Raw genomic sequence first — 12,630 nt, forward strand, 5'->3', positions numbered from 1 at the left:
ATAACAAATCGGGCAATTATTGTTGGCAAAAACTGGAGGTTGAACTAAACTCAAATTTTACTTTTGTGAGAGGAAGTTAACTATGTCTGAGACCCGTTTTTCTGAATCGTTAAACCTGAAATCTCACTGGATGCCATTCAGTGCTAACCGAAATTTCCACCGCGATCCGCGTCTTATCGTTGCTGCCGAAGGGCAGTGGCTGAAGGACGATAAAGGGCGCCAGATTTATGACAGCCTGTCAGGTCTTTGGACCTGTGGAGCGGGTCATACCCGGACAGAAATTCAGAAAGCAGTCGCTACCCAATTGAGTACACTTGATTACTCACCAGGCTTTCAGTTCGGTCATCCCTTGTCGTTCCAGCTAGCAGAAAAAATTGTCAATTTGACACCTGGTGATCTTAATCACGTCTTTTTCACCAGCTCAGGTTCTGAGTCTACAGACACCGCCGTCAAAATGGCGCGAGCCTACTGGCGAGTGAAAGGCCAGCCTGCAAAAACCAAACTGATTGGTCGTGTACTTGGCTATCATGGTGTCAATATTGCTGGTACCAGTTTGGGGGGGATTGGTAGCAACCGCAAAATGTTCGGACAATTAATGGATGTAGATCACTTACCCCATACGCTACAGACCGATATGGCGTTTACGCCAGGTATGGCGGAAACCGGCGGGGTGGAGTTGGCCAATGAGATGCTCAAATTGATCGAACTGCATGATGCTTCAAACATCGCGGCGGTTATTATCGAACCGCTGTGTGGTTCCGCCGGTGCGATTATTCCGCCTAAAGGGTATCTACAGCGTCTACGTGAAATTTGCGATCAGCATAATATTTTGTTGATTTTTGACGAGGTTATTACTGGCTTTGGTCGCATGGGGCGCTGGACCGGAGCTGAATATTTTGGTGTGACACCGGATATTCTCAACTTTGCCAAACAAATTACCAATGGCGCCATTCCTTTGGGAGGCGTAGTAGCAAGCAGTGAAATTTACGAGACCTTTATGTCTCAGCCACTGCCGGAACACTTTGTAGAATTTAGTCATGGTCATACCTATTCGGCACACCCTGTAGCCTGTGCCGCCGGGTTAGCAACCTTAGATCTGCTGGATAAAGACCATCTCATCCAGCGTTCTGCCGAGCTTGCCCCTCATTTCGAAACGGCCCTTCATGCTCTCAAAAACTGTCCAAACGTGACTGACATCCGCAACTGTGGCTTGGTGGGAGCAATTGAGTTGGCTGCCCGTGACGGTGATACCGCTGTACGTCCTTTTGATGCTGGCGTGGCGCTTTGGAAAGCGGGTTTTTACGTACGCTTTAGCGGAAATACGCTGCAATTCGGGCCTATGTTCAACGCGGAAAGGGCAGATTTGGATCGTCTCTTTGACGCTGTTGGTGAAACATTGCATCACATTAAATGATGATAGAACGTGCGTGAATACGGGTATGAAGCCCAATGAAGCGCAGCCTGAGCAGTAGCACTAAAGGTCGTGGTAATACTCTCTTCTCCATTCTGGTGGAGAAGAGAGGCTTTGAATTCTGTCAATGAATCGGCTGATAACTCGCATTAAGACGTTTAGCCTGTTTCTCAAGCCGCTTATCCAGCGTCCAAAGTCTTGCTCCTGGTGTTATCAGGGTTGATGCCAGCAATGTAATATCAACCAAACCACATCCAAGCCCGTACAATTTTTTATTTTCAATAAATGTCATCACTTCAGCAATACTGGCCTGATGGCTCTGTGGTAACAAACCTAGATCACCAAGCGTTCGCAGTCTTGGAACCGGAGGGGTACCCCTCAAGAGATTCACATTATGATTCAATTATGCATCAAAAATAGAATCACGGCAATTCACAAGAAAATAATAAGTTACTTATGACTTTAGGATAGATGATGATTCAGGTGATTATTATTTTATCGAAGATGATAAAGATTCATCAATTCAGAATGCAATATAAGCGTGATGATCAAGAGGGTTATTTTTGTAAGGCCGATAATTTAATTTGTCTTGATATCTGCTAAAACCTGTGATCTCTGTAAGCGTAGAGCTGAAAAGAATGATATTGAATTTCATGAGTTTTTGACTCTCGATCGCAAAGCGGGTTATGGCTCTATTTTTGGTGATAGCAAACACCTGAGACTGGACTTATGTCAGCACTGCGTTCTCTGAACAAACAAACTTACCGCACCAAAGTGACCAGCCAGAACGCCAGACTCTGCCATCCTTACCATTTGTTATTGCAAGTTTAAAATGTCACCTAATTCCCCAAAATAGAAATGTCACTTTTATTCAGGAGAATAGGGTGATTATCGCCTTAAGCTGGCTCTAAACTCCTCTGGGTTAGCTAATACTGGATTGATAGCTCTGAGTTGTTCTTGAACCCTTACTTGGGCTCTTCTTTTTGGCATTCTCTGGCTTCTATCTCGTTTACCTTGGCGTTCCATGTCATCCATCTTGTCTTGAGCTAGTTTTAGTACTGTTCCAAGCCGTTTGTTATCAACGATTTGCCCTTGGTCGATACAATCCAGTTTATCAAACACCTGATAACGTAATGAGCGGTGTCCATATTTAAAAGCTAACGTACCATCAGGATAGTCATAGACTTTGATATTTTCGCCAGCAAGGCGAGAGTTTTCTTCTGTTGGTTCAACAAGATATATCATCTTGTCATAGCGGAATGTGAGGGCTTTCGTGAGTTTACGCGTTTCTTGCCATGAGAAGATATCATCGATTTCCTCAGGGTTTTCAGTCACTGGACGATGGAGATTTTTCGGGTATCGAGGAGCGCGAGCAAAGCGTTGGTTAAAATCATTCACAAAGGTTTCTAGCCATGCATTGGCTTCTTCAATGCTGCTGATGCCTTCTAGTCGCATCTCTTTAATTAGTCGGTCTTGGAGCGTTTTATTAGCACGTTCTACACGACCTTTTGCCTGTGGACTGTTTGCACAAATTAATTCGACTCCAATATCATGGAGAACTCGACCAAATTGGGTTGTGCCTGTTGTGGCGCCATTTGGGTGATTCACGCGAAAAACGCCGTGCTTATCACTGTAGAATGCGAGAGGTTTTCCATGTTTTTCAATGTATTCTCGTGTTGCCAGCATATAATCAAAAGCAGATTCTGTTTCACCAAAGCGCAGATGCATTAAGCGCCCAGTAGCATCATCAACAAATACCAGTAAGCAACATTTTGGTGCTCGACCTTCAAACCAATCATGGTGAGAGCCGTCTAGCTGTATCAACTCACCAAGGCAATCACGACGGCTACGAGGTTGATAAACACGCGGTTTTCGCCGAACATAAGGGATCCAGAGACCATCTGCAATCATCCATTTTCTAATGGTTTCGACAGATACAATAATATTATGTTTTTCATGAAGTTTTTCGGTTGCGAGCGTTGGACCAAAATCACTGTAGTTCTGGTGAAGCAGCGCCATAACGCGCAGTTTAAATGCGTCAGGAAAGCAGTGGTTGCCTTGTTTTCCACGCTGCGCATGAACCAGCCCTGAAAGACCCAATTCACGGTACTGATTAACAAGCCGCTGTATCTGCCGTTCAGTCAAATTCAGTTGAGATGCCGCATCGCGCCGCCGTAATCGTTTTTCACAAACCGCCTGAATAACATTGATCCGACTTAATTCTTTATCTGACATAGTCACCAACATTTTGAATGTCCTTATCGCGGCAAAAAGTTTTCTCCTTTATGCCTCAAAAAGTGACATTACTATATTGGTGTTATAGCATTGGTGCGCATAATGTATATTATGTTAAATTGAGTTTGTCGGTCGCTTAGTTCATGGCCTGCCATTAAGCTCCGCTAACCTAGCAGAGCTTGCCGTCATATTAAGTGCGATAAATCCCTCTTCCAACCCATGAACCTCCATACCTTCTGGAATAGCCACCCCAACAGTCCCCCCATTAAGCATTACAGAATATCTTGGCCCAGCAAAGGCATCTGCTGAACCAAGAACCTTTAATCAAAGTCGATAACTCGTTTCTTTTCAAATCGAAGTTTCAGATCGAACCTGAACTAATATATTTTAGATGACACTCAGTACATTATATTTTTTTAATATTTCTTTAACTCTATCTTTAGGGATAGGATACGAAGTATTATCATTTCTCCCAACCATTTTTTTGGCGGCGATCATAGCATTAATTATTGCTTCTTCTGTTGCATTGATTGTTGCCTCATACAAAGGATCTAACTTGTCATTTGGCAGTATTTTTATTGTCCTTGCCTCCTCTCTAGAGAATGCATCATTATTTGCGGTTGAAAATGCAATAAATATCTCGCCACTAGTATTCCTAGCTACGCCACCTACTTTTGCAATCCCAAGAGATACTCTTTTAGCTATTTTTTCTAATTGGTGAGGTGCTAATGGTGCATCTGTGGCTACCACTGCTATTATAGAACCGGCATCCTTTATTTTTTTCTTGTCTCCATGATATACCGGCTTGAGATCTTTTATTTCTTTACCAATTGGAACCCCAGAAATAATCAAGTCATCCCTATCACCAAAGTTGCCTTGAACAAGAACGCCAATAGTATATCCTCCATCTTTTTTATCTAAAATTCTTGATGACGTACCTGTGCCTCCCTTAAACTTAAACAGGTTCATTCCAGTTCCCCCGCCGACATTACCTTCTTCTATCGCTCCTGATTTAGCACTATTCAACGCATGATATACATGTTCTTTTTTTACATGCATACCGTTTATATCATTTAATATTCCATCCCATGTTTCTGCAACCACAGGTAATAACCAAAATAAATCATCTTTTAGTGGTGATGTTAGATTATTATCAATCATCCAGCTAATTGTTGAGTCTCTAACAACACCAACACTATGAGTGTTGGTTATTAATATTGGTGTTTCCAAAAAACCACTTTCTTTGATCCATTGATTGCCTGTCATATCTCCATTTCCATTTAAAGAGAATGTACTCGAAAATACAGGGCTAAATTTCTTTCCTCTTGGTAATATAGCTGTTACGCCCGTTCTTATTGGACCTTTTCCAATCTCTAGTTTTCCATCACCTTCTATTATGGTTGAATAGCCAACTTCTACACCACTAACATCTGTGATCGCATTATATTTTCCCGTTATTCCAGAGAAAGGAATACCTAAATCTCTTGCTCTAGTCTCATTGGCTACAGCATTAGAGGCTATCGTTGTCGATATAAATAAGATTATAATATTCAATATTTTCATAAATACTCCTTGTTATACAACATTAACTTGATGCCGACAGGCAAAGACTGCTCAGTCTTTCGATTACGTTACGCTTTTCATAATGATTTTGAAAGTACAGAAGCAGGAATTGATGATAAGATACCAGTTTCCCTGCTACCTCTAACTCAAGTAGTAAAATCATTTCAAAACACATTTATAATCTTTTGGTAAAAATTTAATTTGAAAAAAGATAAATATTACATTATTTATTAAATAATTTTTAATTCATGTAGTTATAAATAAAATACTAAACAAGTTTAATATTTTCATTAAGGTAAAAAATTAATCACATGAAAAATCAGAAAATAAAAATATCAAAAAAAATAATTAACTAAGATAACTTAATAATTTAAACAATTTTTAAATATCATTTGGCAAACAATAAGATAGATCCACTTTAAGAAAATTTTTATTAATAAAGAAAAATATTTCTTGCTCGTTTTCTATGTAAAGTATATTTTCACGTCAAATACTATAATACAAGTAGTCGCCGTAAATGAATAATATCAGGTAAATATATTACCACGACTTATCCAGAATCGTTCATATACTACAATGGGGTAAATACGATGCATGTTGGTATCATTGGTGCCGGGATTGGTGGTGCATGTCTGGCACACGGCTTACGCAAAAATGGCATAAAAGTGACAGTCTACGAACGAAACCCTGCCGCGTCATCCGAGCTTCCCGGTTATGGCATTCATCTTAATACATTCGGCCAGCAGGCGCTGTACGAATGTCTCCCAGATGTAAACTGGCTAACCTTTAAAAAGGCGTCAAGGTACATTGGGGGGCAATCAAGATTTTATAACGAACGTCTGCGTCTCCTTGCCGTTCAGGGCGGTATTTCTCCAATGAACGGGCTGATCATTTCCGAGCAGCGCCTGTCAATCAGTAGAACTGAACTTAGAGATATATTAATCAAGGGACTTTCAAATACAATTCAGTGGAATAAAGCATTCGTTCGTTATGAAAATATTGAAAACGGAGGCGTCAGGGTTTTTTTTGCTGATGGAAGTCACGACGATGTTGATATTCTTATCGGTGCGGATGGCAGTAATTCAAAAGTACGTAAGCAGTACCTTCCCTCAATAGAAAGATTTAATGTAGGTGTGAGTATCATTGTGGGTCGTTCGCGTCTTACTCCAGCTCTTTCAGCCATGTTGCCACAAAATTTCCTAGATGGAACACCCAACAGTATCATACCAAAAAGCCCAGACTGGCTGTTTATCTCTATGTGGCGTGCTCCAGTTGATACTCATGTAGAAGCTACTTTGGCAGAAATAGATAATTTTGTCGTATGGGTCTACGTAGCAGCAACAGATAGTTTTCCTAATAATGTGACTAATTTTTCTGCTGAAGCTCTCTGCAATCTAGTCCGGTCCCGTATGATTTCATGGGATCCAAACCTGCATTCTCTGGTTAAGCAGAGTGATATGGAAAACGTGTCTCTGATACCTTTACGCTGCATGCCCCATCTTCCACCGTGGCAATCCAGCCCTATCACATTACTTGGGGATGCTATTCATAATATGACGCCAATGACAGGCGCAGGAGCGAACACAGCGTTGCGAGACGCACTTTTACTTATGCAAACGCTTACCCGTGTAGCGACCGGGCATGAAGAATTAGTCAAGGCAATTTCAGATTATGAGCAACAGATGCGCACATATGCTAATGAAATCGTTGGGATTTCGTTGCGCAGCGCACAAAACGCTGTAGAACATTTTGCCATTCCGCCGTTAAAAAAACGGCATTTAAGCCGAAAGCGCAATACAAATACATCTCTATATCATCGACACGACCAGCATTCTGCTTGAGTTGCAATACCTGAACTATCTTCACGTAAGAAGACACATTTATTTACAAGAGATAAAAAGGGCGAAATGAAGGTAAATAATCCGCCACCAGTACATATATCATACTGGTGGCTTCATTTAACTAATTATGAAATTTTAATCCAGGGATAAGCATCAGATGTTCCAGCACCATCTGGTTCGGTTCCCCTATTCCACCACTTAGCTTCCCAGTTTTGGTCTTTCCAGCTGACTCTATCACCAGCCTTATATTCCTTGTTTGCATCCCATGTCAGGTAATCACCGCTCTTACCTCGATCACCCGGATCAACATTGATGCCTTTGAAGTAGAATGCTGTCATATCTATTTTTTTCGTGATTATATCACAACCAAGACCTTCCCTAGCTGCATTGACTAATAAGCCACGGTCTTGATCCGCAGTCCATGTAAATATGCCCCCCAGATTCTTTTCCAGTGCATATTGAGCTTTGGCTTTAACAGAACGAGGAGTATCAATAGAAATATATAACTTGCTCTCCTTATTATAGAGGTAATCAGCATCTGCTATATCATCAGTACAAAAATCAAAATTATTCCTCCCTTTTTGACCTTCCAAATCCAGATAATTATATATAATGTCGTACCATTCTGTTGTTCCTGATTCAAATGAACCAGTTGTCGTAATTTTCGGTTCCTTTTTTGGAATATAGCCCGGATCATAACTGCCAGATAGTGGTGAGTAATTATCAATAACCGCATTTCTGGCATTACGTGAGTATGCAGCATAACCAATATTAATTGCAGAGGCAGGAACACCGATACTCAATAAATATTCAACCGCTTTTTCTACACTATTTTCACCTCCAGGATAATCACGAAGATTCGTGTGATGCATCAGTTTTTCGGCCCATGGAGTACCAAAGAAATCATAGGTCATAACATTAATACCATAGAGTCCAGCCTCTAATAATTCTGGTATTTTTGATTTCTCCATTTTTTCTGGCACTGCGGAACAGGCTATACTTATTTTTACATCCGAGCGCCCCGCTTCTTTAAAAGCAGCGGTTAAGTCTCGAATTAAACTAACATAATAATCGCCATCGTCTGGAGCATAGATATTACCGTCATTCCCAGCAACACCTGGGTATTCCCAGTCAATATCAATTTCGGTAAACATAGGGAAACGTCGGAATATATCAACCAGACTTGAACAGAAATAGGATTTCAGTGTTTCGTCTCTGACCATATTATAAAAGCCATTACTCATGGTCCAACCACCGACACTGAATGACATAATAAGGTCATGGCCTTGGGCTTTTGCAGCCTGTTGAACCTTAGCCAATCCACCTAATACGCCCATACTTTTAGATTGCTCGAAATCCCTTGGCATTTGGATATCTTGCCAACCAGAATAAGTGCAATTCTGATAAGACTGGCAATCACCCCAGGCATCTGTAAATGTGACTTCACCGTTATTGGTACGGGCAAATAGGGGTGCTTGCTCTTTAATTTGCTGCTTCTTTTCACCCTCATCACCTAATATTCCACAGAAACCAATAACTAATTTATCATACGCAAAAGGATTATCTAAAAGGTGCTGTAAATCTATTCCTCTACCACGGCTGGCGGGATCTTGATTCCCTTGTGATCTGCCATCATATTGCGACCAATCTGTATAATAGCCAAAAACTTTTGGCTTATTTTTCGTGTCATATTTATTATAAACTGGTAATGAAATCCTCCCCGATGTGTAACTGAAATTTATTGTTTCAGTTGATGGATTGAAATTGTCTATTTTATAAGATTGTTCACTAAGAGAATCCGTCTTGATTATTTTTGACATAAAATCACCTCGACTAGATATCAATTTGTTTTTCGATGAACATTCAAATTGTTTTACTTAGCGTGGTAACACAATTACATTCTAGCTTGTATTCTTAGGAAAACAAATAATTTCTATTTGTTTGATTGTCAATGATCAACCTAATTTTATGTCAACACATTGGATATTATCATTCATTTATTATAATTCGGTAAAACTAAAAGCAACAATATAAAATCAAAAATATATTATATCTTTATTGTTACACTCGCAAATATTAATGAAGTTTTGTAAATTAATTTTTACGATTCATTTGTTTTGATTTTATTCTCAAATAACTATTTTTTTATTTTATACCTATACTAACTTGTATCACTAAGGGTATTTGTTTCTTTAATTTATTATTATCACTTTTATATATGGAGCTTAAAATGAAATCTAAAGATGTTCAGCCAATCATTATTAATAATAATAACGTTATTGCCCTGGAAGACATCTATAATATTGCTATAAAACAAAAAAAAGTAGAAATATCAAAGGATGTCATTGAGCTTTTGAGCCGTGGTCGTGAAAAATTAGAGGAAAAATTAAATTCTGGCGAGGTTATATACGGGATTAATACAGGATTTGGCGGGAATGCTAACTTAGTTGTGCCATTTGATAAGATTTCAGAACATCAAAAGAATCTGCTGACTTTTCTTTCTGCCGGCACCGGGGACTTTATGTCCAAAACTTGTATTAAAGCGTCACAATTCACTATGCTACTTTCCGTTTGCAAAGGTTGGTCTGCAACCAGGCCAATTGTTGCTCAAACGATAGCCGATCATATTAATCATGATATTGTTCCTCTGGTTCCTCGCTATGGTTCAGTCGGCGCAAGCGGTGATTTGATTCCCTTATCCTATATCGCACGCGCATTATGTGGTATTGGTAAAGTTTATTATATGGGAGAAAAAATTAGTGCGGCTGAGGCAATTAAACATGCAGGGTTGACGCCATTATCACTACAAGCCAAAGAAGGCCTTGCCCTCATTAATGGCACCCGGGTAATGTCAGGCATCAGCGCAGTTGTTGTTATTAAATTGGAAAAACTATTTAAAGCAACAATCTCTGCTATTGCCCTGGCTGTTGAAGCATTACTTGCATCTCATGAACATTATGATGCCCGAATTCAGCAAGTAAAAAATCATCCCGGTCAGAAAGCAGTAGCGAGTACATTGCGTAATTTATTGGCAGGTTCGACTCAGATTAATTTATTGTCAGGGATTAAAGAACAAGCAAATAAAGCTTGTCGTCACCAGGAAGTTACCCAACTAAATGATACCTTACAGGAGGTGTATTCAATTCGTTGTGCACCACAAATATTAGGTATAGTGCCAGAATCTTTAGCCACAGCCCGAAAAATATTAGAGCGGGAAGTTATCTCTGCGAATGATAACCCACTGATAGATCCAGAAAATGGCGATGTTCTGCATGGCGGGAACTTTATGGGACAATATGTCGCCCGGACAATGGATGCGTTAAAACTGGATATCGCTTTAGTTGCCAATCACCTCCATGCAATTGTGGCACTTATGATGGATAACCGTTTTTCTCGCGGGTTACCCAATTCACTTAGCCCAACTCCCGGCATGTATCAAGGTTTTAAAGGTGTCCAACTTTCTCAAACTGCTTTAGTTGCTGCAATCCGTCATGACTGTGCTGCATCAGGTATTCATACCCTCGCGACAGAGCAATATAACCAGGATATTGTCAGTTTGGGATTACATGCTGCACAAGATGTTTTAGAAATGGAGCAGAAATTACGCAATATTGTATCAATGACAATTTTGATAGTTTGTCAGGCGATTTATCTCCGTGGCAATATTAGTCAAATTGCGCCTGAAACCGCGAAATTTTACCATGCGGTACGTGAAATCAGCCCTCCTCTGATAACTGATCGTGCATTAGATGAGGATATAAGCCGAATTGCAGATGCAATTATTAATGATCAACTCCCACTACCAGAGATTATTCTGGAAGAGTAAAAAGAAAATGACTGAAAATTTTCAGTGATATCTTGACTAAAAATGCAGAACCCCATTTACTGCAATAAAAACAGTATGAGTAAACAAGGGGTTTTGTATGATTATCTTTGTAACAGGAGCAACATCAGGTTTTGGTGAAGCGATCACCCGAAAATTCATTCAAGATGGCGCTAAAGTTATTGGAGCTGGCCGTCGTAAAGCACGATTAGAAAAATTAAAAGTTGAACTGGGTGATAATTTTTACGCTGTTCAACTTGATGTGACTGATCAGGCTGCTATCAACCAGGTCATACAACAATTACCAGAATCACTTCGTAATATTGATGTTTTAGTTAATAACGCAGGTTTGGCACTTGGATTAGAACCCGCGTATCTGGCTAACCAAAGTGACTGGGAGATAATGATTGATACCAATGTTAAAGGCGTCGTGAATATGACCCGTTCCCTGTTGCCTGAAATGGTGGAAAGAAATCATGGGCATATTATTAATATCGGTTCTACCGCTGCGAATTGGCCATATTCAGGTGGGAATGTTTATGGTGCAACTAAAGCTTTCGTCAAACAGTTTAGTCTGGGTTTACGGGCAGATTTACAGGGGAAAAATATCCGTGTCACTGATATAGAACCCGGTTTAGTTGGCGGTACCGAGTTTTCTTTAGTCCGCTTTAAAGGTGACGATAATAAAGTGAATAAAACCTACGATGGAACCCAAGCATTAACAGCTGAAGATGTCGCAGAGGCGGTTTTTTGGGTTGCTAACTTACCTGCACATGTCAACATTAATACATTGGAAATGATGCCGGTTTGTCAGTCATTTGCCGGACTTAGCGTGCATAGAAATATATAATCACATTCTTCTTGATAATTTGTTGAATATCTTCATGCTATCTTATAATTTATCTATCTGATAATTTCCTATTGTGCCATCGAGTTTGGCTCCACTCTCTTTCAAGAGGATAAAAGATGAATTTTTGTAATTCTTTGATATTAAAAGCTATGCCCTCTATCGCTCTGGCAATCCCTTTGTTATGGCAAGCGCCAGCACTGGCGGCAACCTGCTCTTCCGGGGGAACCTGCGTCACAGTAAATGGCAGCGGGGATACTGCGTTAAGTAAAGAAGCAGCCCGTCAAAGTAAAGAGCAATGGGATGAAACCAAGAATCTTCGTACCAAAGTTAATAAACGTGCCGAGAAGGAATTTGATAAGTTCGATAAAGCCATTGATGCTCGCGACGCATGTATGAAAAGTACCAATATCAATACTTATTGGGAACCCAATACCGAACGTTGCTTAGACAGCAATACGGGTATGCCTATCAGACCGTAATGTAAGGTGATGATAATGAAGATGAAAAAAGCACTTTTATTCAGTGCGTTGATCGTTACTGTGTCTCCATTTGCGCTTGCTGCACAAGCTTCATGTGAAAGCGTGAAAGAGCAGATTGCGCAGAAAATTATCCATAATGGGGTGCCGGAATCTGGCTTTAAATTGGAAATTATTCCTAATGACCAAACCGAACAAGCCGGTGGTAAGATCGTTGGTCATTGTGAAAATAATACCAAAAAGATTGTGTATACCCGGCAAGAAAGCCAATCCACAAACCCGTCAGTCACAGAATAAACTCTTGTTGTTTTTCTGGGGGATACGCGGAATTCAGAGAATTTAATAGAGCAAACCACCCGCTATGCGGGTGGTTATGATTTAGTGATCAAATATTACAGCCACAATATTTGTCAATTTTCCCCATCCAATAT

At 40.1% G+C, this 12,630-nt stretch carries 10 protein-coding genes and 1 pseudogene; 6 read left to right on the plus strand and 5 right to left on the minus strand.

The genetic code is table 11. The features are described 5' to 3' along the window. The first annotated feature begins 82 nt into the window (after window positions 1-82). The gene (locus ACUN2T_RS13400; RefSeq protein WP_445493517.1) at window positions 83-1,414 is read left to right on the plus strand and encodes an aspartate aminotransferase family protein; all 1,332 of its coding nucleotides are present in this window, start codon (window positions 83-85) and stop codon (window positions 1,412-1,414) included. 121 nt (window positions 1,415-1,535) lie between these two features. On the opposite strand, the pseudogene ACUN2T_RS13405 reads toward ACUN2T_RS13400, so the two are convergent. The 4 genes and pseudogenes from ACUN2T_RS13405 to ACUN2T_RS13420 form a co-directional block, all read right to left on the minus strand. Continuing rightward, window positions 1,536-1,787 (minus strand): annotated as a pseudogene (locus ACUN2T_RS13405) (VapC toxin family PIN domain ribonuclease); the annotation flags it as partial. A 512-nt stretch (window positions 1,788-2,299) separates the two neighbouring features. Continuing rightward, entirely contained in the window at window positions 2,300-3,646 is a 1,347-nt protein-coding gene (locus ACUN2T_RS13410) for an ISNCY family transposase (protein WP_445493518.1), read from the minus strand. A gap of 141 nt (window positions 3,647-3,787) precedes the next feature. Further along, the gene (locus ACUN2T_RS13415; RefSeq protein WP_445493519.1) at window positions 3,788-3,919 is read right to left on the minus strand and encodes a hypothetical protein; all 132 of its coding nucleotides are present in this window, start codon (window positions 3,917-3,919) and stop codon (window positions 3,788-3,790) included. Window positions 3,920-4,033: 114 nt separating this feature from the next. Next, complete coding sequence (locus ACUN2T_RS13420) at window positions 4,034-5,209, minus strand: DmpA family aminopeptidase (protein WP_445493520.1); 1,176 nt, start codon at window positions 5,207-5,209, stop codon at window positions 4,034-4,036. Between the two features lie 590 nt (window positions 5,210-5,799). On the opposite strand from ACUN2T_RS13420, the gene ACUN2T_RS13425 reads away from it, so the two are divergent. Beyond that, window positions 5,800-7,050: a stiblene epoxidase gene (locus ACUN2T_RS13425; protein ID WP_445493521.1), complete on the plus strand. Its 1,251-nt coding sequence runs from the start codon at window positions 5,800-5,802 to the stop codon at window positions 7,048-7,050. 125 nt (window positions 7,051-7,175) lie between these two features. On the opposite strand, the gene ACUN2T_RS13430 is transcribed toward ACUN2T_RS13425, so the two are convergent. After that, window positions 7,176-8,870, minus strand: coding sequence for a glycosyl hydrolase family 18 protein (locus tag ACUN2T_RS13430; protein ID WP_445493522.1), 1,695 nt, complete (start codon window positions 8,868-8,870; stop codon window positions 7,176-7,178). Window positions 8,871-9,280: 410 nt separating this feature from the next. On the opposite strand from ACUN2T_RS13430, the gene stlA reads away from it, so the two are divergent. The 4 genes from stlA (at window position 9,281) to ACUN2T_RS13450 (ending at window position 12,496) form a co-directional block, all read left to right on the plus strand. Next, window positions 9,281-10,876, plus strand: a complete 1,596-nt coding sequence (gene stlA / locus ACUN2T_RS13435) for a phenylalanine ammonia-lyase StlA (protein ID WP_445493523.1) — start codon at window positions 9,281-9,283, stop codon at window positions 10,874-10,876. 97 nt (window positions 10,877-10,973) lie between these two features. Further along, window positions 10,974-11,723, plus strand: coding sequence for a bifunctional NADP-dependent 3-hydroxy acid dehydrogenase/3-hydroxypropionate dehydrogenase YdfG (ydfG, locus tag ACUN2T_RS13440; RefSeq protein ID WP_445493524.1), 750 nt, complete (start codon window positions 10,974-10,976; stop codon window positions 11,721-11,723). 116 nt (window positions 11,724-11,839) lie between these two features. Next, the gene (locus tag ACUN2T_RS13445) at window positions 11,840-12,202 is read left to right on the plus strand and encodes a DUF1283 family protein (RefSeq protein WP_445493525.1); all 363 of its coding nucleotides are present in this window, start codon (window positions 11,840-11,842) and stop codon (window positions 12,200-12,202) included. Window positions 12,203-12,223: 21 nt separating this feature from the next. Further along, entirely contained in the window at window positions 12,224-12,496 is a 273-nt protein-coding gene (locus ACUN2T_RS13450; protein ID WP_445497877.1) for a DUF1161 domain-containing protein, read from the plus strand. Window positions 12,497-12,630 lie beyond the last annotated feature (134 nt).

The sequence above is a fragment of the Photorhabdus machadonis genome, from assembly GCF_052657765.1.

Excerpts from the sequence above, each read along its gene's own strand:
- ACUN2T_RS13445 (WP_445493525.1), top strand. The coding sequence starts at position 11,840 with ATGAATTTTTGTAATTCTTTGATATTAAAAGCTATGCCCTCTATCGCT.
- ydfG (WP_445493524.1), top strand. The coding sequence starts at position 10,974 with ATGATTATCTTTGTAACAGGAGCAACATCAGGTTTTGGTGAAGCGATC.
- ACUN2T_RS13400 (WP_445493517.1), top strand. The coding sequence starts at position 83 with ATGTCTGAGACCCGTTTTTCTGAATCGTTAAACCTGAAATCTCACTGG.
- ACUN2T_RS13450 (WP_445497877.1), top strand. The coding sequence starts at position 12,224 with ATGAAAAAAGCACTTTTATTCAGTGCGTTGATCGTTACTGTGTCTCCA.
- stlA (WP_445493523.1), top strand. The coding sequence starts at position 9,281 with ATGAAATCTAAAGATGTTCAGCCAATCATTATTAATAATAATAACGTT.
- ACUN2T_RS13430 (WP_445493522.1), bottom strand. The coding sequence starts at position 8,870 with ATGTCAAAAATAATCAAGACGGATTCTCTTAGTGAACAATCTTATAAA.
- ACUN2T_RS13420 (WP_445493520.1), bottom strand. The coding sequence starts at position 5,209 with ATGAAAATATTGAATATTATAATCTTATTTATATCGACAACGATAGCC.
- ACUN2T_RS13425 (WP_445493521.1), top strand. The coding sequence starts at position 5,800 with ATGCATGTTGGTATCATTGGTGCCGGGATTGGTGGTGCATGTCTGGCA.
- ACUN2T_RS13410 (WP_445493518.1), bottom strand. The coding sequence starts at position 3,646 with ATGTCAGATAAAGAATTAAGTCGGATCAATGTTATTCAGGCGGTTTGT.
- ACUN2T_RS13415 (WP_445493519.1), bottom strand. The coding sequence starts at position 3,919 with ATGCTTAATGGGGGGACTGTTGGGGTGGCTATTCCAGAAGGTATGGAG.